General features: G+C 45.4%; 18 protein-coding genes. 15 read left to right on the top strand and 3 right to left on the bottom strand.

Features of this window, described 5'->3' with window-relative positions; all coding sequences use genetic code 11:
- The 3 genes from JXL83_04080 to JXL83_04070 form a co-directional block, all read right to left on the bottom strand.
- On the bottom strand, window positions 1-962 hold a 962-nt coding region (locus JXL83_04080; GenBank protein ID MBN2363290.1), incomplete at its 3' end, for a hypothetical protein.
- Between the two features lie 332 nt (window positions 963-1294).
- A complete protein-coding gene (locus JXL83_04075) occupies window positions 1295-2437 on the bottom strand; it encodes a glycosyltransferase family 4 protein (protein ID MBN2363289.1) in 1143 nt (380 codons plus the stop codon).
- A gap of 34 nt (window positions 2438-2471) precedes the next feature.
- Complete coding sequence (locus JXL83_04070; protein MBN2363288.1) at window positions 2472-2771, bottom strand: DUF2905 domain-containing protein; 300 nt, start codon at window positions 2769-2771, stop codon at window positions 2472-2474.
- Window positions 2772-2865: 94 nt separating this feature from the next.
- Here JXL83_04070 and prfB point away from each other — a divergent pair, with 94 nt between their 5' ends.
- From prfB to JXL83_03995, 15 genes are all read left to right on the top strand, one after another.
- Window positions 2866-3903 (top strand): peptide chain release factor 2, encoded by a 1038-nt coding sequence (prfB, locus tag JXL83_04065; GenBank protein ID MBN2363287.1) that lies wholly within the window; start codon window positions 2866-2868, stop codon window positions 3901-3903.
- The gene (gene lysS / locus JXL83_04060; GenBank protein MBN2363286.1) at window positions 3900-5372 is read left to right on the top strand and encodes a lysine--tRNA ligase; all 1473 of its coding nucleotides are present in this window, start codon (window positions 3900-3902) and stop codon (window positions 5370-5372) included. Before prfB ends, lysS begins: the two co-directional genes overlap by 4 nt.
- A complete protein-coding gene (locus JXL83_04055) occupies window positions 5369-6610 on the top strand; it encodes an FtsX-like permease family protein (GenBank protein ID MBN2363285.1) in 1242 nt (413 codons plus the stop codon). The genes lysS and JXL83_04055 overlap by 4 nt, the downstream gene beginning before the upstream one ends.
- Window positions 6603-7277 carry an ABC transporter ATP-binding protein gene (locus JXL83_04050; protein MBN2363284.1) on the top strand — a complete coding sequence of 225 codons (675 nt, stop codon included), beginning with the start codon at window positions 6603-6605 and terminating at the stop codon, window positions 7275-7277. The genes JXL83_04055 and JXL83_04050 overlap by 8 nt, the downstream gene beginning before the upstream one ends.
- A 39-nt stretch (window positions 7278-7316) precedes the next feature.
- Complete coding sequence (locus JXL83_04045) at window positions 7317-8321, top strand: hypothetical protein (protein MBN2363283.1); 1005 nt, start codon at window positions 7317-7319, stop codon at window positions 8319-8321.
- Window positions 8318-10879 carry an ATP-dependent Clp protease ATP-binding subunit gene (locus JXL83_04040; protein ID MBN2363282.1) on the top strand — a complete coding sequence of 854 codons (2562 nt, stop codon included), beginning with the start codon at window positions 8318-8320 and terminating at the stop codon, window positions 10877-10879. Before JXL83_04045 ends, JXL83_04040 begins: the two co-directional genes overlap by 4 nt.
- Window positions 10880-10923: 44 nt before the next feature.
- On the top strand, window positions 10924-13287 hold the full coding sequence (gene bamA / locus JXL83_04035; protein ID MBN2363281.1) for an outer membrane protein assembly factor BamA: 2364 nt from the start codon (window positions 10924-10926) through the stop codon (window positions 13285-13287).
- A gap of 15 nt (window positions 13288-13302) precedes the next feature.
- Window positions 13303-14247, top strand: a complete 945-nt coding sequence (locus JXL83_04030; protein ID MBN2363280.1) for an OmpH family outer membrane protein — start codon at window positions 13303-13305, stop codon at window positions 14245-14247.
- Between the two features lie 12 nt (window positions 14248-14259).
- Complete coding sequence (gene lpxD, locus JXL83_04025; GenBank protein MBN2363279.1) at window positions 14260-15246, top strand: UDP-3-O-(3-hydroxymyristoyl)glucosamine N-acyltransferase; 987 nt, start codon at window positions 14260-14262, stop codon at window positions 15244-15246.
- The gene (locus tag JXL83_04020) at window positions 15239-16090 is read left to right on the top strand and encodes a UDP-3-O-acyl-N-acetylglucosamine deacetylase (GenBank protein ID MBN2363278.1); all 852 of its coding nucleotides are present in this window, start codon (window positions 15239-15241) and stop codon (window positions 16088-16090) included. The genes lpxD and JXL83_04020 overlap by 8 nt, the downstream gene beginning before the upstream one ends.
- Complete coding sequence (gene fabZ / locus JXL83_04015) at window positions 16083-16526, top strand: 3-hydroxyacyl-ACP dehydratase FabZ (GenBank protein MBN2363277.1); 444 nt, start codon at window positions 16083-16085, stop codon at window positions 16524-16526. Before JXL83_04020 ends, fabZ begins: the two co-directional genes overlap by 8 nt.
- Entirely contained in the window at window positions 16523-17314 is a 792-nt protein-coding gene (gene lpxA, locus JXL83_04010) for an acyl-ACP--UDP-N-acetylglucosamine O-acyltransferase (GenBank protein MBN2363276.1), read from the top strand. Before fabZ ends, lpxA begins: the two co-directional genes overlap by 4 nt.
- Window positions 17315-17438: 124 nt before the next feature.
- On the top strand, window positions 17439-19361 hold the full coding sequence (locus JXL83_04005) for a hypothetical protein (protein MBN2363275.1): 1923 nt from the start codon (window positions 17439-17441) through the stop codon (window positions 19359-19361).
- 301 nt (window positions 19362-19662) lie between these two features.
- A complete protein-coding gene (locus JXL83_04000; GenBank protein ID MBN2363274.1) occupies window positions 19663-22431 on the top strand; it encodes a hypothetical protein in 2769 nt (922 codons plus the stop codon).
- 201 nt (window positions 22432-22632) lie between these two features.
- Entirely contained in the window at window positions 22633-23595 is a 963-nt protein-coding gene (locus JXL83_03995; protein ID MBN2363273.1) for a T9SS type A sorting domain-containing protein, read from the top strand.
- Window positions 23596-23672 lie beyond the last annotated feature (77 nt).

Raw genomic sequence — 23672 nt, 5'->3', positions numbered from 1 at the left:
TCTTTATTAATTAATCCCGAACTTCTGTAAACTCCCATGCAATCATTGTTGAAAAACGGGTCGTTTTCAATAAGTATTGGATCATCGAAAAAATACCAGTCAAGAAGATTCGTGCTTCTTGCAATGTACAAATTATGATTATTCCAAAAAGAACCTTCGTATCCGTTGCAAAGCATATAAAACCAACCATCCTGCCCGTCAAAAACATTTATATGCCAGATGAACAGACCCGCCGGTTTATCATGTAAAATGGCATGGATTGTATCATCTTTATTCCATTGATGTATTCCTTCAGTGCTTTTGAGAATTTCAATTCGGCTTGAAGTCCAATCCGCATCTTCTTTTTTTTCTGATGATGTATTCATCAAGTGGACATAAAACATGAACAGAGTGTCTGAATACGGAAGAAGACTTGGAGATACGGTAAATATCGAGTCTTTCCAAGTCTGACTAGTATCGGCTTGATAGTGTAATATAGTTCTCGGGAGGGTGTTATTCGATATTGTTGAATCGTTGGTTAAAAGTTTTATATCCTGCCATTTTTTTGAACTTTCAGTTTCTTGATAAATTATATATAAAGATTCATATTCTGCATCCCAAATCATGTCCGGGTCGTTGTTGTAACTGCCATTTGGAAAAGCCAAAGGATTTGTATGAATTTGCGGCCATTCGTAAAAATGATATCCATCACAGCTGTAGACAACGCTTGGATTTTCTAATTCTCTTGAAAAATTTGGATACGGCGTCATGACCATTAAAAAATGTATTGTCGAATCCTGTATTGTGAAACCGTCCTTGAAATATATTACATCTGGATGGACGGCTTCATTTGATCCGTCATAAGTCGGAACAAAACATGTATCAAACCATGGAATTGAGTCCAATTTTGGATCGTATTGAGCTTGAATGTGACAATTCAAAAACAAAATCGTCCAAAAAATGATCTTAGCATTGCTTTTCATATTTCCTCCTTAAATTACATTTAATTTACTTAACAGGTTATTTAAGCAACAACAATGCCATTAATGTCCGATATTAAAACATACACAAGCAGTTGATTTACGTTTAATAATATGTAAATTGCAGAATTACATAATTTTATATCTTATGCAAATTGCGAATCGACAGATTTTTTTAGGCAATTTGCTAAAAATCTTATTTCCAGAAATATTCATATTGAGAAAACTAATCAATTGATTAACCGGATAAATTTTTTCTATGTATTTTTTAAGGAGAGTAAACGGAAACAATGTTTATTTTTCAAACAACACAAAAAGTGTAATGAATAAATACACTATTTGAATTTTGAATAAATATTATTCCATGTGTTTATTTGATTTTCAAACTTATATAATTTAACAGCCTCGGTGTTTGAATCTTGAGCAATTTTTATTGCTCTTTTGGGGTCATTAAAAACCGTTTTAATTTTCCGGACAAGATCTTCAGCTGAATACGGGTTGAATTTTATACCTGTTTTTCCGTCTTTGATTATATATTTGACATTTCCTGAATCTGATCCTATGACAAGTCTGCCCGCAAGCCGAGCTTCAATTACCGAAATACCAAAACCTTCATCGAAAGAGGGGATAAGACACACGGAATAATCTTTCATCAATCGCGGAATTTCTCTGTGGTTTATTAATCCTTTAAATTCAACGATGGCAGTTAAATCAAGATTCTTAACCTGATTTAACAGAGATTCTTTTTCCTCACCATCGCCTATTATTGTATATGTCAGTTTATACCCTTCATCAACAAGTCTTTTCACGGCTTCGATCGGGACGGACAGATTTTTTTGTTTTGAGAGCCTTGATACTGTCAGTAAGCGTAAAGGTTTCATGAAATTATCAGCGGGTTTGTATATAAAATTATCAATGTTTGTAATAAACGGTGCGGTCACAAGCTTTTGTTTATCGACCCATTTCCTGGCAGTTTCCTCGAGGAATTTTGAAACAGGTAATATCAAATCGTAGTCAGAAAAAAGATATTCAGCGAATCTGTCAAGTTTATAATAAGATGTGAATCTGACATCTGATCCGTGAAGACTCAGTAATTTCTTTCTGCAAGGAATAATTTTTCCTATCAAGCCGGCCGGGATCATCCAATGACAATGCAGTAAGTCGAATATATTTCCGGCGTTTCTCGAACTAAAGTAAAACTTTTTAAAAAACGAAAAAAACTCGTTCCAATAAAGAGGATTTTTAAAAAATTTCTGCATTTTACCCGTATATGCTATGCTTTCTCTGGTAGAATATCTGAATCTGATGATCTCGACATTTTTGCGTTTTTCGTATTCCGGAAGATTTTCAGCATGTGGCGTGATGATTGTAAACTGATAATCTTTTTCTGCGAGCGCGTGGGTTATGTGTTTAAATGGCAGACCTGAATAATCGCCATCGTATCTGGGATAATTATGAGTCAGATAACATATTTTCATAAAAAATAAATATCGATTAAAATCATATTACTTGTTATAATTTGAGCTTGAAAAATCTTTCGAAGTCGAGTATTTTCATAATATTTTCATTTTCTGCAAAAAAAAATAACAACAAAGATAAAATTAATGAAATCAATACGCACGAAGTTATCGGGAAAAAACAGACGCAGGATTTGTAGGAAAATCTCAAGTAGCCGGGGAGTCCCCAAAAAGGAGTCTTTTTGAACACAAGAAGTATAACTCCCGTCACTGCGAGTATGACACCGGATAATACAAGTATCTTTGCCGCGAAATTCATTTTGTAATAATAACATCTTCCTAAATAAAAAACCATTTACTATCAGGAGAAATAATGACCAGAAAAGAAATAAAAGAGACAATAAATTCGCTGAACAAAAAGAAAGAAGAACTCGGGAGGTTTCTTTGATATCTCCAGGAGGAAGGAGAACATAACAGAAGTCCAGAAAAAGCTTCTGGAACCGGGCGTCTGGAACGATCTTCATAACGCGAGAGAATTGTCGAAAAAACTGAACTCTGATGAAAAAGTAGTCGGCAGGTTCGAAAAAGTGACCGTCGATCTCGAAACTCTCCTGGAACTCACCGAATCTGTTTCGGATGAAGATCTTGACGAGATTTCCCTGGAGATCGGGAAGGCGGAAGATGAGATAAGCGAAATTGAAATGGAAAACGCGCTGAACGGCGAAGAAGACCAGCTCGGAGCCATACTGACCGTCCATCCTGGAGCCGGAGGCACAGAGTCGTGCGACTGGGCGGGTTTGCTTATGAAAATGTACATCAAATATCTGGAAAGACATGAGTGGAAATACAAAATAGTTGATATTCAAGAAGGTGAAGAAGCGGGTATAAAAGACGTGACCATAGAAATAGATCACGAAAGTGCATACGGATTCATTAAATGCGAGAGGGGAATTCACAGACTTGTAAGGATATCCCCTTTTGACGCGAACCACAGACGACACACTTCTTTCGTTTCCGTTTTCGTTTATCCGCTTGTCGACGACAAAATTGAAGTCGAGATAGTCGAGAAAGACTTAAAACTCGATTTTTTCAGAAGCTCCGGCCCCGGAGGACAGAACGTAAATAAAGTCAGCACGGCAGTCAGGATAACGCACGTCCCGACAGGAATAATTGTCCAGTCCCAAAGCGAGAGAAGCCAGATACTCAACAGACAAAACGCGATGAAAATTTTAAAATCCAGGATATATCAGAAAATGCTGGAGGAAGAACAGAAGAAAAAATCGGTGCTGGAAAACCAGAAGACCGACATAGCCTGGGGTCATCAAATCAGAAGCTATGTTTTCACTCCTTACACTCAGGTGAAGGATCACAGAACGGGACACGAGACATCGGACGTGCAGAAAGTCATGGAAGGCGAGATCGACGCTTTCATAAGGAGCTATTTGCTTTATTCAGGAGAAAAAAATATTTCAGGAGAAAAAAAGTGAGCAGTGAATATGAAATAAGAAAGACAAAAAGAGAAGAACTCATCAAGTCGGGCATAAATCCTTATCCGTACTCATTCGAAAAAAGCCACGACGTGAAAATATTACTCGAGGAATTCGATGCAATTGCGGAAAACAGCGTGAAAATCTCCATTGCCGGGAGATTGATGTCCATAAGAGGTCACGGCAAAAGTGTTTTCTCAAACATCGCCGACTCCACCGGCTCTATTCAGCTTTATTTACAACTCGACGCGCTCGGAGAAGAGAGCTTTGAAGGCTTTAAAAAAACCGACGTCGGAGATTTTATAGGAGTCGGCGGTACTCTCATGAAAACCAAAACAGGAGAAAAAACTCTGAGGGTTTCGAATTGGCTGTTTTTATCAAAATCGCTCATGAACCTGCCCGAAAAATTTCACGGTCTGAAAGACCCGGAGACGAGATACAGACAGAGATACCTCGATTTTATATCGACTCCCGGAACGAGGGAAAAAATCAAAGCGAGAAGCAGAATTGTGAAAACCATAAGAAAAAAACTCGATTCGCTCGGATTTCTCGAAGTGGAAACTCCTGTTCTCCAGCCGGTTTACGGAGGGGCGTTCGCCGAACCTTTCGTGACAAGATATAATTCTCTGGGAACTGATTTTTATCTCAGGGTTTCCAACGAGCTTTATCTTAAAAGACTTCTCATAGGAGGATTTGAGAGAGTTTACGAGTTCGCCAAGGATTTCAGGAACGAAGGAGTGGACAAGGATCACAATCCCGAATTCACTCAGGTCGAAATCTACTGGTCATACGTGGATTATTTCGCGATGATGGACCTTACGGAAGCCATATTCCGCGAGGTTTGTATCGAACTGTTCGGAACACCTGTCCTGATAACAGGAGAGAGAGAAATTGATTTTTCGAAATCCTGGAAAAGATTGGATTACTGGGATTCCCTCGAAGAAGCGACCGGAGAGGACATGAAAAACCTCTCCAAAGAAGCGCTCTTGGACTTCTGCCGCAGAAAGAACATCGAGATTGACAAAAAAAACCACAGAGGCAAGATAGTCGATGCCCTTTTCTCGGCTCTCGTCCAGCCAAACCTCATTGAACCTTCGTTCGTCATGGACCATCCTCTCGAAATATCTCCCCTTGCAAAGACTCACAGGAAAAATCCGCTTCTCGTCGAAAGATTCGAACCGATCGTACTCGGCATGGAACTCGGGAACAGTTTTTCCGAACTAAACGATCCTGTTGAGCAGAGAAAGAGGCTCGAATACCAGAACGAACTCAGAAAGCAGGGTGAAAAAGAATACGAACCGGTCGATGAGGATTTTCTTCTTGCGATGTCTTACGGAATGCCGCCGGCCGGAGGGCTCGGACTCGGAATAGACAGATTGGCGATGCTTTTCACCTCTTCTGAAAACATAAGGGAGGTAATCACTTTCCCTCAGCTGAAGCCCGTTCAGAAGACTAATGAGGAAATATGACGCGCTATCATTCGATGCTCGCTAAAAGATATCTGAAACCGCCGAAAACCAATAAATTTCAGCTTTTCATAACGATCTTGTCAATAGGAGGGGTCATGGTCGGGGTGGCGACGCTGATAGCCGTCGTGTCGGTTATGAACGGTCTCCACACAGACATAAAAAAGAAAATTGTCGGTGTCAACGCTCACATAATTGTCACTCAGGGAATCAGCTCTCCCGATACCAGCCTTAAAGAAATCAACGCCGCGATAGCTTCCGACGATATCCTGACGAAAGAGATAACCGGTATCTCTCCATTCGTCATTTCGAAGGTGATGATAAGGAAAAAGAATGCCATCGACGGTGTCCTTCTCAGGGGATACGACATGGCTTCAGGAAGACAAGTCAGCGACATAGAAGAGAAAATAATTGAAGGTGCTTTTTTGGTGGATCCCGTCAATGAGAACGTCATTCCGGTAGTTATTGGAAACATGCTCGCAGAAAATCTCGAGGTGGAAACGGGAGACGTAATTGAAATCTTTTCCGTGCTTTCGAGCACGATAACCCCCGTGGGACCTGTTCCAAAGATATACAAGGGTGAAGTCGTCGGTGTAATAGACGCGGGCCTTTACGAATACAACAGTTCGTGGATTTTTGTTAGGCTCGAAGACGCTCAGAAAATTGTCAAACTTGAAGGAAAAGTGACCGGATTTCAAATTGCAGTTAAGGATATGATGGAAGTCAGAAGAATATCGAAAAGATTGCAGGACAAACTCGGTTTTTCTTATTCCGTTCAGGATTGGCTTGTATTGAACAAGAATCTTTTCGCCGCATTAAAACTCGAAAAGACTGCAATGACGCTGATCCTTTTTATGATAATAATTGTGGCCGCGTTCAACATAGTTTCCACTTTGATAATGATAGTGATTCAGAAGACCCGTGAAATAGGAATATTGAGGTCCATAGGTCTGACGCGCTTTGACGTCATGAGAATATTCGTCCTTCAGGGGACCATCATGGGTTTTGTAGGGACGGCTCTGGGAATTCTCGTCGGCCTTGCCATTTGCTTTGCTCTTGGCAGATACGAGTTTCCTATAGACACCGACGTTTATGTGATATCCTCTCTTCCTATAACAGTAAACCCTATCGATGTTGTGGTCATATCTCTTTGTTCTCTTGGAATATCGTTTATTTCGGCCATATATCCGGCTTACAGGGCTTCTAGGCTGTTGCCCGTGGAGGCTTTGCGTTATGAATGAAGTCATTATAAGAGCCGAGAGCATAGTAAAAAACTTTGAAAGCGGAACGGACACGATAAAAGTCCTGGGAGGTATTGATTTCACTCTTGAAGGCGGAGAGATCGCTGCAATAGAAGGTCCGTCCGGGAGCGGCAAAACGACATTTCTTCACATACTCGGAACTCTTGAAAAACCGACCTCCGGAAATCTTTATCTGAACGGAAAAAACATCCGCGAACACAGAGACCACGAGCTCTCAAAATTGAGAAACAGCACAATCGGATTTGTCTTTCAGTTTCACAACCTCATATCCGAGCTGAGCGCTCTGGAAAATGTAATGTTGCCTATGCTAGTCGCCGGTATGAAAAAAAACAAGTCCAAAGAAAGAGCAAAAGAAATACTGGATGACGTGGGCTTGTCCGAGCGTATTGCCCATCACCCTTCCCAGCTTTCGGGGGGCGAAAAACAGAGGGTAGCCATAGCAAGGGCGGTGGCCAACTATCCGAAAGTAATTCTCGCCGATGAGCCAACGGGAAATCTCGACGGCAAAACGGCCCGGATTGTTCTTTCCGTCTTTTTGAAGCTTGCGCGGAATAACAATTGCGGAGTCATAGTCGTCACTCACAACCCCGGTATAAGCGCTCTGTGCGACCGTATTCTGCGATTGAATCAGGGGATTCTGGTATAATTGACATTTACGACTCGAAAAAATAACACTGAAAACGCTTTGAGTTTCGTCGAAAGGATCAGGCAAAAAGCGCCTTCATGGTTCAGAGCCGATTACAGAAAAGTCGTATTCAGCACAAGAGTCAGGCTGGCTCGAAATTTTGACGTCAAAAAAAAGGATGCGCAAGAGATAGCCGGAATAGTTGAAAAAGCAGTTTCCGGAAGAGACTTCATAAGAATTAATCTTTGGGAAGCGAGCGAGTCTCACTGCAGGATACTTGCCGAAAGGCATCTTCTGAATTCCTCCCCGTCTTTCGGACTATGTCTTTTTGTCAGCCCTGATGAAAAGACATCAATCCTCGTCAACGACGAAGACGATGTCAGAATACAGATCATTTCAGTCCCCGGAAAAGGCCAGTCCTGTCTTTCAGAAGCTCTTTCACTTAGCGGTGAAATTGAAAGTGCATTTCCTTTTGCCAGAACGGCTGAAGGCGATTTCGAGACAGCCTGCCCTACGAACAGAGGAACAGGAATGAGGTACTCTAACCTTTTTCACGCTCCGTGCGTGTTTTTGTCGGGAAATGAAAAAAAAATAGTCCGTGCGGCAAAAGCATGCGGATTGGCTTTGAGAGGCATTTTCGGAGAAGGGACGAAAACAGCCGGTTCATTCTGTCAGATATCGAATCAGAAAACATCTGAAAAAGAATCAAAGGCAATGGACGAAGTTGATTATTTCTCTGACTGTTTTGCCGAAAATGAATTGTTTGCGCGGGAATATTTTGTAATGTACAATAAAAAAGCCGTTGAAAACTATTTAAAAAGCGGATTTGAGATTTTCGGAGAGAAGAAAGTCAGCTCTTTGAAATTCTCGGAATACGCAAACGCGGCTTCTGTCCTCAGGCTCGGATTCGATTTGGGATTGGAAGAAAGGTATTCCGAAGAGACGGTTTCGGATCTCTTCTTTATTTTGAGAAGAGGACACAGAGATGCTATAATTGAGCAAACAGAAGGAGGGGAAGATCTCAGTCTGGCGATGTTTGTCGAAATGACTGCGAGAAAGGCATGAACAGCGAAAATTTTACATTGAGATACAGAAAAATAATTATGTCTGCGCAGAAGAATTCGAAGCTTCACAAGAGAGGCTATTACACGACACTGGATATTCTCTACGCGATTTTGACAGAGACGAACTGCTTTGCAGTAAAGATATTTCAAAAACTCGGCGTTGATATTTCACTGATGAAAAAGATAATTGCCGCAAGAATCTACAAAAATGATTTATACAGAGAGACTCCGAGATATCCGCCGAATTTCAAAGATCCCGTCCCGACAATAGAGGTCGAGAGCGTGATTCAGGGTTCCATGAAAAAAGCGGAAGAGCTTTCACACATGTTCATCGGCACAGAACACCTTGTGCTGTCCGTTCTCGACAACATACATTCTGCGGCCGGAGAAGTGATGAAAAGCCTTGATATTACTTATGTCCAATTCAGTGCAGGACTGCAGAACCTCATAGAAGAGAGTGATTTTTCCGTGAAAGAAGAGGACAAGAGGAAGATTGGACGCTCCCGCGAAAACATCGACGACGAGGAAGAAGATAAGTTCGCACTCGAAGATTTCTGCAGAGATCTTACGAGTCTCGCGGAAGAAGGAAAGCTTGATCCGATAATCGGCAGAGACAAAGAAATCGAAAGAGTCATACAAGTCCTTTCCAGAAGAAGGAAAAACAATCCGGTGCTGATAGGAGAAGCCGGTGTCGGAAAAACAGCCATTGTCGAAGGTCTCGCGCAAAAAGTAGTTCAGGGACACGTTCCTCCTTCTCTCATAGGTAAAAAGTTTTATCAGCTCAATCTCGCTTCGGTTGTAGCCGGAACGAAATACAGAGGTCAGTTCGAAAGCAGGATGAAATCAATAATTGAAACTATAAAGAACAGGGATGACATAGTTCTTTTTATTGACGAACTGCACACGATTGTTGGGGCGGGTTCAGCGGAAGGTTCCCTCGACGCCTCCCACATTCTGAAACCTTCTCTGGCGAGAGGTGAAATTAAATGCATTGGAGCCACGACCGTGGCTGAATATCACAGACACATTGAAAAAGACGGTTCTCTGAAGAGAAGATTTCAACCGATACTTGTTGAATCCCCGGGGATTTCAGAAGCAATAAACATACTTAAAGGTCTCAGGGAAAAATACGAAGAGCATCACGGTGTCAGTTACGAAGACAGCGCTCTAAAAGCAGCGGCTATCCTCGCCGACAGATACATAACGGACAGACAGCTTCCCGATAAAGCAATAGACGTCATCGATGAAACCGGAGCCAGAGTCAAATTATCCTCCGTGCCCCCGTATCCTGATCTTGTGGAAGACGAAATACGGCTTAAAAATATCCTCGAAGTCAAGATAAAAGCCGTATCGGATCAGCAATACGAAAAAGCCGCGGAATTCAGGGACAAGGAAGCCAAAATAAGAGCAGAGATTGACACCAAGCAGAAAGAATGGCTCAAGATGTCTGACAAGGTCACTCCGGTAGTGACCGAAGAAGATGTCAGGGAAGTGGTCAGCATGTGGACGAATGTACCCATTCAGAGGCTTCAGGAAAAAGAACACGACAAACTCGTCAATCTCGAAGATTTGCTTGCGGCCAAAGTCATAAGCCAGACTGAAGCAATCAAAGCAGTCAGCAGAGCGATCAGAAGGGGAAGGATGGGTTTAAAAGACCCAAAAAGACCTCTTGGATCGTTTCTTTTTCTCGGACCTACGGGCGTGGGTAAAACGGAACTGGCGAGATCCCTGGCTGAAATCCTTTTCGGAAGCAAGAGCAACCTCATAAGGATTGACATGAGCGAATACATGGAAAAGTATTCCGTGTCAAGACTCATCGGCTCTCCGCCCGGTTACATAGGATACGGCGAACAAAATCCCGTGATTGAAGAAATCCGCGTCAAACCTTATTCGGTCGTTCTTTTTGATGAGATTGAAAAAGCCCACATCGACGTCCTGAACATATTGCTTCAGCTTTTGGAAGAAGGCGAAATCACCGACAGCCTCGGCAGAAAAATAAGTTTCAGGCACAGTGTGATAATAATGACTTCGAACATTGGCACAAAAGACATAACCCGTTCGAAACCGATGGGATTCGGTTCTACACCGGAAAATATTGATTACGATAAAATGAAAGAAAACATTCTCTCGGAGCTTAAAAGAATAATAAATCCGGAAATCATAAACAGAATTGACGAAGTGGTCGTATTCAGAAGACTTACGAGAGAAGACATGAAAAAGATAATAGAACTCGTGTTCGAAGAGGTCAAAGAGAGGGTGAAGGAAAAAGAAATCGGAATTGAGCTTTCTGAAAGCGCCAAAGAACTTCTCGTCGAAGAAGGATACGACCCTTCCTTCGGAGCCCGGCCTTTGAGGAGGGCGTTCAGGAGATACGTCGAAGACCCTCTTGTCGAGGAATTTCTGCAGGGTTCGGTAAAGGTCAACGATGTAGTTGTAATAGAGAGGTCCGGTAAAGAATTGAGATTTGTAGTAAAAGACGTTAAGTGCATGCTCAATATACCAGTTGAAAAAACCGAAGATTTGGCAGGAATGCCGGGAGAGAGTTCCGCCGGCGGGTGAGCTGCCCGGAAGAAACAATTCATGTCAGGGGTGCGAAAACAAAAATGAAAAAATTATTATTTTTGGCTCTTTTATTGCCCGTCTGCGTCTGGGCTAAAACGATTTCGGCTGTAAGAATCACCGGAAACGACAGATCGAGCGAGGATCAGGTCATTCAAATGGCCGGTCTTGCGGAAGGCGCTGAATTTTCCCCCTTTGTCTCTGCGATGATAATCAAAAATCTTTACGCCACGGATCTATTCAGCGATGTGTCCCTCGACACTTTTACAGAAGACTTGGACCAGCTGACTCTGATCATCGATGTCACTGAAAATCCCGTCCTCGATTCTCTGATATTAAGAGGGTGCGGAAGAATATCCGAGGAAGACATGAGAAAATGGCTTTCTCACGGTTCTGCAGACACAGCTGTTCTCAGAGGTTGGGCGGAGGGGCCTTTCAGAGGAAGAACAGTCACACCGAGAAAGATCGCGATCTGGAAGAAATTTGTTCTGGATTCCTACGGAAGGGAAGGATACATAGGGACCGTCGTAGATGTGATCGCAAGCGAACCTGATTCCAAAAACCGGGTATCGGTCGTTATAGACATTGCCGAAGGAAGAAAAATCACGATCGCATCAATATATCTGAACGGGCTTTATTCATTGGAGGCCGAAAATATAAAAACCGGACTTCAGAACAGAGAATGGGGTTTTTACGGCTGGAGCGGTTTCCGGAGTTTTTACAGATTCGGTCTTTTCAGAAAAGGCGGTTTCAATCAAAACATTTTTGAATCCTCCGACATAGAATCAATAGAAAGAGCGCTGAAAAGCAGAGGATTTCCCGACGCAATAGTGGACAGTTTCAACTACACTTTCAACGAAGAATCGACGCTGGTCTCCATTGACGTCTATCTGACAGAAGGCGAAGAAAAATTTTTCGGTTCGACTTCTTTCGAAGGGCAGGTGTTTCTCGACGAAGAATTTCTTCGCAAATTAATATCCTACAGCGAAGGGAAGCCTTATGACATTGTAAAATTGGAAAAAACCCAGCGGGTGATGAGCGAAATTTACGCCGACAGCGGCTTCATTTACGTGCAGTTCAATCCTGTTCAGACGAGAAGGGACAGTTTTGTTGACATAAAATGGCAGCTGAGGGAAGGTCCGAGAGTGAAGATAAGACTCGTCGAGATTATAGGAAATTACAGGACCAGAGACAGACTGATAAGAAGAGAGATAACGCAGTTGCCCGGAGATTATTTTTCTGTCTCGGGATTGAGACTGACTTCACAGAAAATTTTCAACCTGGGTTTTTTCGACAATATAATACCCGATATATCGCCTGTCGACAGCTCAAACGACAGTATCGCTTACGCGGATCTGATAATTGAGGTCTTCGAAAAGAAATCCGGGGAAATAAGGGGAGGAGCGACATATTCACATTACGGCGGAGTGGGTGCCTACGCCAAGTTCGCCGTTCCCAATCTTCTCGGAAAAGGTGAATCGTTCGACCTTGAATTCGATATAAACTCAAAAATGTGGAATTTTGACATAGGTTATTTCGAACCGTGGATTTTCGGTACAAACTGGGCCGGAGGAGTGAGATTTTTCGCGACGACTTACGAAATGGACAACTACAAATACAGAAAAGAAGGATTCCAGATAAACACTGCGAGACAACTGCCCTGGATAAACTTTTCCAAAATCTACAATTCCTACACAATCGAGCGGGTCGAAGTTGACATATTCGATCAGGACAGCGCGAGCGACTACCTGAAGTCGCAGGAGGGGCTCAAGTATATAAGCCGTTTCGGTCTGACTTTCGTCAGGGATTCAAGGGACAAATATTTCAACACGTCCCGCGGGTCGTATTTTTCACTTGCCACCAATCTAACGGGCGGCTTCATGCAGGGAGATGTCAATTTCAGGGAACACGTGTTCGAGTTCAAATATTTTATTCCGGTGACTACGAAAATGCCGGGATCCAATATGCCGTCGACTTCTCTCATGTTCAGAAATAAAACTGGAGTGATTTCGGATTTTTATTCGACGGGAGGCGCCGATGTCCCCGTGTATGAGTTATACAGACTCGGCGGCATCGGAGATTGGGGCGTCAGAGGATATGACGAATACACAATAGGCCCTGTAAGGGACGGAGACGTAAAGGGCGGCGCGACGGCGATCCTTTTGAACGCTCAGTATTCCGTCAATCTTGGCGACATGGCGAACGTATCATTGTTTGCAGATGCCGGGAATACCTGGCCGGACCCGTATTCGGTCGGCGGTTCGAGAAGCTTCGGCGACTTTTACAAAAGCGCGGGAGTGGGTTTCAGGCTGAATATACCCATGCTTGGCATAATCGGCGTAGATTACGCGTACGGTTTTTCATCGGGAGACTGGAAACCGCATATACAGTTCGGCACAAACTTTTGAGCAAGGGGCGCTTGAATGAAAAAAGCAATTTTCAAATTATTTGTCGCGTTTTTTCTTTACGGGACTTTGTCGGCCGGAGAAATCGGATACGTGGACATAGAGAGGATTTTCAGAGAGTATACGGCGATGAACGATCTAAGATCCCAGCTTCAGATACTTGAAAACAACTGGACGAACGAAGCCGAAACAAAAAAGAGGGAATGGCTGACTCTTCAATCCGAACTTGAAACTGAAGCCGTGACACTCTCCGAGGAAGAGATCGCCCGCAGGAGGGATCTCATAAATCAAAAAAAGACTGATTACGAGTCTTTTATTCAATCTGTGTGGGGAGAGGACGGTTTGTTGAAAAACAAAACCGAAGAATTGACGGAATCTCCAGTGGCTCAGATAAACAGGACCATAGAAGAAGTCTCGGAATTAAAGAATCTCTCCGTTGTTTTGGACGTCTCGTCGGGAGTCATACTTTACGCTGAACCCGGACTTGACATTACATCCGAAATACTTACGAGACTCAACGCCGAATACATTACCGTCGTCGACACAACGGAGGCAGAAAAGACAATACTTGCGTTTTTATCTGTCGTGGCAACTACAGCCGACGCCAGAGCGTCAGGTATAGCTTTGACGGCTTCCTCAATGGTCAATACGGCTCTTATGAACATTGCAAACGTAGAGATGTCCAAAGGAGACGACGTGTCCCAGGGGATGACCCAGAACGCGATTACTTCTATAGAATCAGTAACAGAATCCCAGCTCGCCGCGCTCGCTTCTTTCCTTGGCGCCGATTACATTGTCAGGGGGCAGATAACTCAAACCGGGGAACAGTACAATTTAAAGCTTTTCCTTTATTCTGCGGAGCTTTTTAGAGAATTACTCGCCGTAGAGCAGAATTTCGAAAAATCAGAGAACCTCGAAAGAGCCGTAGAGCTCCTTGTGTCGGACATTGCGACAGAGCTGTAGAAGGGGGAACACTTGAAACTTTCTTCAGCCGCTGCAATAGCAGGCGGCAAGTTAATCGGAGATCCGGATTTTGAGATACAAATACTTTCCTCTATCGTAAAAGCAGGAAAAGGTTCTCTGACTTTCCTTGACAAAAAAGACGAAAATGAATTGGCCAAAGCCTCGGAAAAAGGGGCGGCGATAATTTGCATGCCGGGTCTTGGTCTTGAAAAAGGAATTGAGGCCGAGAATCCCTATCTTTCTTTCGTCAGGGTCATGAGAGAGTTTTTCGCTGTAATCAATACGGACAAAGGAATCCATCCGACGGCCGTGATATCAAAAGACGCTGTTTTGGGCGACAGTGTATCGGTCGGACCAAACGTAGTCATCTCGGATAATGCCGTCATCGGCAACAACACGGTCATCAGCGCCAACTGTTATGTCGGCGAATCCTCTCAAATCGGTTCAGATTGCACCATTTATCCTAACGTCACTGTTTTGAGGAACTGTTCTATCGGCAACAGGGTCATCGTTCATCCGGGAACCGTCATCGGGAGCGACGGTTTCGGATATCTTCGTGAAAGCGGGAAAGCGATAAAAATACCTCAGATAGGAAGGGTAATCATTGAGGATGACGTGGAAATTGGCGCCAATGCCGTAGTAGACAGGGCAATGCTCGACGAAACAGTAGTGGGAAAAGGGACGAAAATTGATAATCTCGTACAGGTCGGACATAACGTCAGCATAGGAGAAAACTGTCTCATAGCATCACAGACAGGTATAAGCGGCAGCGTCGAAGTCGGATCCGGAACTATGATGGCAGGGCAGGTAGGTATCGCGGATCACGCCAAAATCGGGAAAAATGCCGTCATAATGGCAAAGAGCGGAGTTTCCGGAAACGTTCCGGACGGTGCGGTATATCTTTGGATACCTGCCATGGACATATCCCTGGCAAGGAGAGTGATAGCTTCTTTGAAATTCCTACCTCAGATGGCTAAAAAATTGAGGAAACTTGACTAATAGAAGAACGCTTAAAGAAACGATAAAAATCTCTGGGACCGGTCTTCACAATGGCGGAAAATGCAGTTTGAAAATCTTGCCATCCGATGACGGAGGGATAGTTTTTTTTTCCAGAGGTGAGGAAATTAAAGCGCTTCCGCAAAATGCGGACTCGTCTAGAAGATGTACGGCGCTGAAAGGTAAAAGTACGCAGATAGAGGTGATAGAACACGTCATGTCTGCTTTCTTTATTACCGGTATTACGGATGTGAGAATTGAAGTCGTGGGTGAAGAGGTACCATTTCTCGATGGAAGCGCTCTTCCCTTTGTCGAAGCTATTAACGGGTCCGGAACAAAAGACACGAAAAATTTCAGAGACGAATATGAAGAAGAAATGCCTGTTTACGTAAAAAAAGGTTTTTCCGAGATTCTTTTCGCACCCTGGCGAGAAGAAAGCCTTGTGATAACAGTATTGATATCGTTCCCCGAAGAGGGAGTCAATTGCGAACATCTCACATTCGACGCCTTCTCAAAAGACTTGGGAACAAGAATCGCTGGGGCCAGGACTTTTGCTTTCGAAAGCTGGTTGGACTCTCTCAGAGAGCGCGGCCTCATCAACGGGGGATCCCTCGAGAACGCGCTCGTAGTCGGAAAACATGGAAAATTACTGGAGGGCTGCTCTTTCAGGGTCGAAGACGAACTCTGTGCGCACAAAGCCCTCGATTTTCTCGGAGACCTCATGCTTTTTCCGAAAAAACTGAGAGGAAGAATTTTCGCGTTTTGTCCGGGACACTCGTTACATCTTGATTTTGTTCAAAAACTGTCTCTATCATATAACGGCCGAAAGGAGGGGAAAGATGCCTGATCAGAACTCGCTGAAAATTGAGGAAATTATGAGGCTGATACCTCACAGGTATCCGTTCTTGCTCGTAGACAGGATAATTGAGATTTCAGACGACAGGGTCGTCGGAATAAAGAACGTCACAATGAACGAACCTTTTTTCCAGGGTCATTTTCCCGGCAATCCCATCATGCCCGGAGTTCTCATAGTGGAATCAATGGCTCAGACCGGCGGATTTCTGCTACTTAGAAAAGTGGAAAATCCCGATAGAAAGATACTTCTTTTTCTCGGAATAGACGCTGTAAAGTTCAGGAGAGCCGTCGTCCCGGGTGATACTCTCCGGCACGAACTTTACCTCGAAAGCTACAGGCACGGGGTATGCGTGATGAAGGCCAGAAGCACAGTAGAAGGAGAGCTCGCCTGTGAAGGTGTTTTAAAAGCTAAACTGGCGGACAGATGAAAATTCACGAAACGGCAATAGTCTCGAAACAAGCAGTCCTGGGAAAAGATGCTGATATATCGCCTTTTGCTATAATACACGAGGGTGTTGAAATAGGAGACAACACGTACATAGGTTCCTGCGCCGAGATAATGCCCGGAACAAAGATAGGAAGTAACTGCCAGATAGGCAAAGGCTGTCTCATCGGAGGAAATCCCCAACACCTCAAGGATCCGGGAGAGGGTTGCCTGACTGTTATCGGGAACAACAACGTCCTCAGGGAATATGTCACGGTTCACCGGGGTACGAATCTCGGATACAAAAAAACAGTCATAGGCAGCGGATGTTTCATTATGGGGTTTGTCCACATAGCCCACGACTGCCTTTTGGGAGACAATATAACGATAGCAAACGAATCGGCGCTTTCGGGGCATGTAGTCGTCGAAGACAACGTTTTCATCAGCGGACTCTGTCCGATTCACCAGTTCACGAGGATAGGACGATTTTCTTTCGTAGGCGGAGGCTACAGAATAAACAAAGACGTTCTGCCATACGGAAAAGCGGTGGGAGAACCCATAGGCATGCTGGGGCTCAATCTCGTCGCTCTGAGAAGGGCAAATTTCAAGAAAGAGACATTAGAGGAGCTCAAGAAGGCTTACGGTTTTTTATTCTCGGGTAAAATTCCTCTTTTCGACGACAGAGTGAAAAAGATAGAAGAGGAGTGCAGGAAAATTCCTGAGATAGAAAATCTCCTCTCGTTTATTGGGTCAGAAAGCAAAATGGGGCTCGCCGGAAGGGCGAGAAGGTAAAATAGTGTTATTTATACAGAATTGTTTGACTTAGTGAACAAAAAGTGGTTTAATGAAGGTTCTATTGCATAAGCGGTTTATGTAATAGTGATTGTTCTGTTTTAACCAATTAAAGGAGGTTAGTGTGAAGAAAGTACTTTTTTTCTGTGCTTTTGCTCTGCTGTCGGCCGCCATATTCGCTTCAGCGGATTTCGCACCGTTACAGATTCAGGAGGGCATTGCTATCGACAGCAAGACAATGCCTGCAACGCTCAGTTCCGGCACTCATTCCTCTGCGTTTTCTCCTTTCGGAGTAATGCTGGCCGAAGGCTTTGAAACAGCAGTGCCTCCGACAGGGTGGGACACAACAATTACGAGCGGAACAATGGGTGGAACAACCCCCTGTTACTGGCATCTTTCCACAAGCTATCAGCATACAGGCTCTTCTGCGGCTTTGGTCGGCTGGGGCTACACGGTAGACGTCAGGCTTAACACCATGAGTCTTAACCTGACATCTGCGACAAACTGCACCCTTTCATTCTGGTGGGACGCCAGCTACTATTGGTTCGTGGATCCTAATGACAACGGCGATCTTTTTGTCGAAGTCAGCACCGACGCCGGTTCAAACTGGACCCAGCTCTGGACGTTAGGAGACTCGGCGGATGTCGTCAATTCAGGCGGAGTATGGCCGTGGGAAAACTGGACATGGTACCAGGCAACTTTGAACCTCGACGCTTATGCCGGTAACAACCTCATAATCAGTTTCCACAACGTCCACAACGACGGCGCTGACTGTGCGATCGACGATGTGCAAATAGACACAATCGCCGGAGTAGTTCCTCCCGACACTTTCTGGGAAGTACTGACAGACATACCCGAAGCCAAGAGCGGACCGCTCGTAGGCTGGGGAATAGACGGCAGCGGTCATCCGATAATCCACGTGTTCGGCGGAAATCCGGCGGCGCAGAACAACCTTCTGTACTCGTTCGACTACGCGACGAAGACTTGGTCGGGACCTGTCACGATGCCTTATCCCAAACATTACGGCGGATGCATATCTTACGAGAACAAGATCTATCTAATCGGTTCGTGGTCGAGTCCGACGCACATAATGATATACGACTGCGACGGAGATACTTTCTACACCAACACTATAGCTCTTATAAATCCGGTCAACGATGCCATGTGCGCGCTTGACGAAGACAGGGAACTCATATACATCATCGGCGGAGGAAGCAACGGTTCATGGACGATGACGAACTACGTTCAGGTATTCGACATAAACGCCCTGACACTTGCAAGCGGTACTCCTTTCCCGACAGCGAGGATGTCAGGTGCTGCGGCTTATTTGGGCGGCAATTCGCTGTTTGTTTCATCCGGATACGAATCTGGCGGATACGTAGCGACTTCGTACATCGGAACGATCGATGCCGGCACGCCCACGACGATAACGTGGACTGCAGGGACGGACTGTCCCGGAGGAATCCGTTACAGGTGCGGTTACGCTGATTTGGACGACGCGCTTTATCTTTTCGGCGGTTACGGTTCGACGTACGTGTCCGACTGCTGGAGATACAGTACTGCAGACGGCTGGCAGCAGATGCCCGACATGTTCGGACCCGGAAGATCGAATGTCGGCGGATGTGCGGCGTGGATTGACACTTCATACACAGACCTGGCTGAAGGATTGATTTTTGCTGCTGGTGGATACACTCCATATTCTGCTGCGTTCGGATGCCTTCACACGGGGATTACATGCAACTACATCGAGGAGACTCCCGGAGAGATATCCGATGTCTTCGAAGCCAATATCGTGTCTTCCGTATTTAACGGAGAATTCAGAATTGAATTCAATCTTCCTGCGACTACGGACGTCAACTTCATGGTATTCGACGTGACGGGAAGAACAATAACTCTGGATAATTACAGCAATGTCGGAGCCGGCGCTCATAATCTCGTGTGGCAAGGCAGAGACACAAACGGCGACGAAGTATCTGCCGGGACATATTTCTTCAGGCTCGAAGCCTCGGAAAGCGTTTTCTCTGGCAAGATAATCGTAGCTGAGTAAGTTTTTTCTACTCATTGATGAAAAAGGGCGGGATTTCCCGCCCTTTTTTTACTCATTTTCGTAGATGTGCTGAAACCCGTCTAGTGAGAATGTGAAGAAAATTTATGAGATCAAAATTTTATCATTTATTGGCGTGGACTACTTGACGGGCATTGTAAAAAAGTTCGAAAAGTAATCATTGAAGAATATTTGACTTGAACAATAATAAATGGTTAAATTATGGTTCTATGGCAAAAGTGTTTTTTTGCAATGGCGGTCGTCCGATCGCCCGATTTTTAACCAAATCAAAGGAGGTTTGCTGATGAAAAGGCTAACAGTATTGGCCCTGACAGCAATGCTCGCATCGGCGTGTTTGTTCGCGTCGAATGCGGATCAGGACAACAGCGGAAACATCCGCACAATGACCGTGTCATCTCCGGGTGTCTCGACATACGGAACAAGAATGGAATTTACAGGCAACAGAGCCGTATTGTGGTCTCAGATTCCCGACTCTGTCGCGGGCGCAGGCATGTCCTGTCAGTTGGACTCGGTTTATCCTTTCGTTTCGGAGCTGGCTGACGATGTCGAAAACAACAGCGATGGAACATGGAACATAGATTCGATACACACATACTGGGCTAACTGGAACGGATTTTCTTCGTGGGCTCTCGTTCCCAATTTCCGCGTTATGCTATACGAGGACAGCGGAACATTGACAATGCCGAAGATGAATCCTTCTCAGACTGTCATAGTCGAAGCGGCCAATTACACGGCTTATGGTTCCGGTCCCTATCAGGTCACCCTTGACATGACGGGTCTCGGATTTCAGATTCCCGCCGGCAGATGGTGGCTGGTTGTACAGCCTTCGACTTCATTTGCGGCCAACGGCCAGACCGGCTGGCAGACATCTGTCGGCATAGGCAACGGCCAGGAATGGTATCAGTGTTTTGTTCTTCTCGGAATAGTGAAGTGGACTTCAGCCAGTGCCCAGGGCTATGCAGGTTCCGAAGCCGGATTCATTCTCTACGGAGAAGAAGCTTCTTCAGGAACAACTTGGGACTTCGAAGATGGCTGGCAGGGATGGACTCACACAGGCAATCCATGGCCGGCAGGCTGGTCAGTCAGGGGCTGGAATGAAAACGGAACAACCTGGGTAACTCCCGATCACGGCGATTCTTCTCTTTGGGTAGATTCGGACGCAGCAGGTTCTGGTGTGGATATACGCGACACTGCCGTATCTCCTGTATTTACAGACGTCCCCGGCGGATGGCTCAAATGGGGAATAGCTTTCAATTTTATAAGCGCGAACGAAAGACTTTATCTCATCATGAGAGGCCACAACGGAACTTCTTGGGGCGCATGGGACACTATTTACTACTACCCCAACGGAGTGGACGTCCCCTCGAGATGGGATTCAGCTGACGTTTCGGCATGGCTGACTTTTGACACTCTTCAGATGGGAATATATTACAGCGATTCTTCTTCTTACGCTTGGTACGGCGTTTTTGACAACATAGGACCCGTCGTACTTCCTCCCGTCACTTTCCATGATGTCGCCAGCGTCGACTTTTTGTCACCAGCAGCGACAGTCGCTCCTTCGAACCAGGACATTATCGGTGTAGTCAGAAACTTCGGTGGATTTGATGAGACGTTCGACGTCCACTGCGTTGTGACAGACCTTACTGACGCCGTCGTTCTCGACACGACTGTCAACGCGACGACGCTTATAGGGGGACGTGACACGCTCGACTTTGGACAGGTCGCTATGCAGGACGGTCAGACATACACAATGACGATGGCGACGCTTCTTGCAGGCGACGTTAATCCCGCCAACGACACTGCCGTCGGAACGACTGTCTGCACTGCGGTGTTCTGGGAAGTTCTGACTGACATGGCGGTAGCCATCAGCGGACCGCTCGTAGGCTGGGAATGGGATGGAGTGACCGGTAACGCGATTATCCACGTTTTCGGCGGAAATCCGGCGGCTCAGAACACAATAATGTATTCTTTCGACTACGGGACGAAGACATGGTCAGGACCTGTCACGATGCCGTATCCGAAACATTACGGCGGATGCATATCGTATGAGAATAAGATATATCTCATCGGATCATGGTCGAGCCCCACTCATATAATGATATACGACTGCGACGGAGACACTTTCTACACGAACACAGTCGCTTTGAACCATCCTGTCAACGACGCGATGTGCGCGCTCGATGAAGGCAGAGAGCTCATATACATCATGGGCGGAGGAGACAATGGATCCTGGACTGAGGTAAATTACGTTCAGGTTTTCGATATAAATACTTTGACGATCACCGACGGAACAGCATTACCCGCGACGTGGATGTCAGGGGCAGCAGCTTATCTTGGCAATGACACGCTGTTTATATCATGCGGACGTTCGGGAGCTGCTTACGTGGCGACTTCACTTTTCGGAGTGATAGACCCTGTCACACCCACGACGATAACATGGTCGGCGGCAACGGACTGCCCCGGAGGAATTCGTTACAGATGCGGTTACGCCGATCTCGGCGACGCACTTTATCTGTACGGCGGTTACGGTACAACCTATGTCAATGACTGCTGGAGATACAGGACTTCAGACGGCTGGGTTCAGATGCCCAACATGTTCGGCCCGGGAAGATCGAACGTCGGCGGATGCGCAGCTTGGGTGGACACTTCATTCACGGACATGGCTGAGGGTCTTATATTCGCCGCCGGCGGATACACTCCTTATTCTGCCGCATTCGGATGTTTGCACACGAATTCTTTCAACTACATAGAAGAAGTTCCCGGAGAGATTTCGGAAGTCTTCACGGCTAAACTCGTGTCTTCGAACATCTTCAGAGGCGAGCTAAGGGTAGAGTTCAATCTTCCTATGTCGTCGAACGTCAGGTTCACGGTTTACGACGTGACGGGAAGAACAGTTACATTGGATAATTACAGCAATGTCGGAGCCGGTGCGCACAATCTCGTGTGGCAGGGCAGGGACACTAACGGCGACGAAGTATCTGCCGGAACGTATTTCTTCAGGCTCGAAGCCTCGGAAAGCGTTTTCTCTGGCAAGATAATCGTAGCCGAATAAGCGAATTATCCTCGAAATACGAAGGCGGGCAATCGCCTTCATGGGACGGGCTTCAAAACCCGTCCCTTCTCTTGTAAGGTTTTCAGCAAAAAGATAACGAATCATATGGTTTGGGAAAACGGATAATGTCAGAGACGATAACAATTGACAAATTATAAGGAATTTATTAAAATGTATTAAATTTTACAAGGAGGAGACTCAATGAAGAGAAGTATGTTGGTACTGTGCTCAATGATGATTGCGACGGGACTTTTTGCGGGATTGCAAACTCACAGTCAGATAAACAATACAACCGCTCCAAATCAGGATCTGGCATTGCCTCTTGCGACGTTGTGGTCCCAGATTCCAGATTCAATATCAGGAGCGGGTATGTCCAGTCAGATAGATTCAGTCTATCCTTTCGAATCTGAACTTGTAGACGACGTCGAGAACAATTCAGGTTCGGCATGGAATATTGATTCAATGACGACTTGGTGGAGCAATTGGAACGGATTTTCAAGCTGGACCCTCGTTCCCAACATCCGCGTACTGGTTTACGAAGACAGCGGAATAGCGACACCCATGCCCAAAATGACGCCGACGCAGACGATCATAGTCGAAGCGGCCAATTACACGGCATACGGCGCGAATCCTTACAGCGTTCACATGAACCTGACGGGACTCGGAATGCAGATCCCCGTCGGCAGATGGTGGATTGTCGCTCAGCCTTCGACCTCTTTCGCGGCCAACGGCCAGACGGGCTGGCAGTGCTCAGTCGGCATAGGCAACGGCCAGGAATGGTACCAGGCGTTTGTCCTTCTCGGAATAACGAAATGGACTTCTGCCAGTGCTCAGGGCTACGCGGGATCCGAAGCCGGATTCATTCTCTACGGAAATCCCAATGCGGTTGAAGAAAATCCCGTGCAGATTCCTTCCTTATTGCAGTGCAGACTCGTGTCGGCTTTCTCTGGCAAAGTAGCCGTTGAATTGGCTCTTCCTTCCTCGTCAGATGTTTCATTCAGAGTAATGGACGTCACGGGAAGGACGATCGGTTCCAAAAACCTCAATGCCGGAGCGGGAACTCACACCGTTTCTCTTGATCAGAACCTCAGCACGGGAACATATTTTTACAGATTAGAAGCTTCGGGAAGCGTTTTCTCGGGCAAGATAATCGTAGCCGAATAAAGTAATCCGGTTTAGTTGTCAGTAAAAAGGGCGGATTTTTAAATCCGCCCTTTTTTATTAAAATTCTTCTACCCCGA

The organism is candidate division WOR-3 bacterium (assembly GCA_016934535.1).
In the GTDB taxonomy this organism is placed as follows: Bacteria; SDB-A; SDB-A; order SDB-A; family SDB-A; genus JAFGIG01.
This window is presented reverse-complemented; position numbering and strand designations above follow the sequence as displayed.

Coding starts and splice junctions, on each gene's coding strand:
- JXL83_04075 (MBN2363289.1), bottom strand. CDS start 2,437: ATGAAAATATGTTATCTGACTCATAATTATCCCAGATACGATGGCGAT.
- JXL83_04070 (MBN2363288.1), bottom strand. CDS start 2,771: ATGGTTTTTTATTTAGGAAGATGTTATTATTACAAAATGAATTTCGCG.
- JXL83_04055 (MBN2363285.1), top strand. CDS start 5,369: ATGACGCGCTATCATTCGATGCTCGCTAAAAGATATCTGAAACCGCCG.
- JXL83_04050 (MBN2363284.1), top strand. CDS start 6,603: ATGAATGAAGTCATTATAAGAGCCGAGAGCATAGTAAAAAACTTTGAA.
- JXL83_04040 (MBN2363282.1), top strand. CDS start 8,318: ATGAACAGCGAAAATTTTACATTGAGATACAGAAAAATAATTATGTCT.
- bamA (MBN2363281.1), top strand. CDS start 10,924: ATGAAAAAATTATTATTTTTGGCTCTTTTATTGCCCGTCTGCGTCTGG.
- JXL83_04030 (MBN2363280.1), top strand. CDS start 13,303: ATGAAAAAAGCAATTTTCAAATTATTTGTCGCGTTTTTTCTTTACGGG.
- fabZ (MBN2363277.1), top strand. CDS start 16,083: ATGCCTGATCAGAACTCGCTGAAAATTGAGGAAATTATGAGGCTGATA.
- lpxA (MBN2363276.1), top strand. CDS start 16,523: ATGAAAATTCACGAAACGGCAATAGTCTCGAAACAAGCAGTCCTGGGA.
- JXL83_04000 (MBN2363274.1), top strand. CDS start 19,663: ATGAAAAGGCTAACAGTATTGGCCCTGACAGCAATGCTCGCATCGGCG.
- JXL83_03995 (MBN2363273.1), top strand. CDS start 22,633: ATGAAGAGAAGTATGTTGGTACTGTGCTCAATGATGATTGCGACGGGA.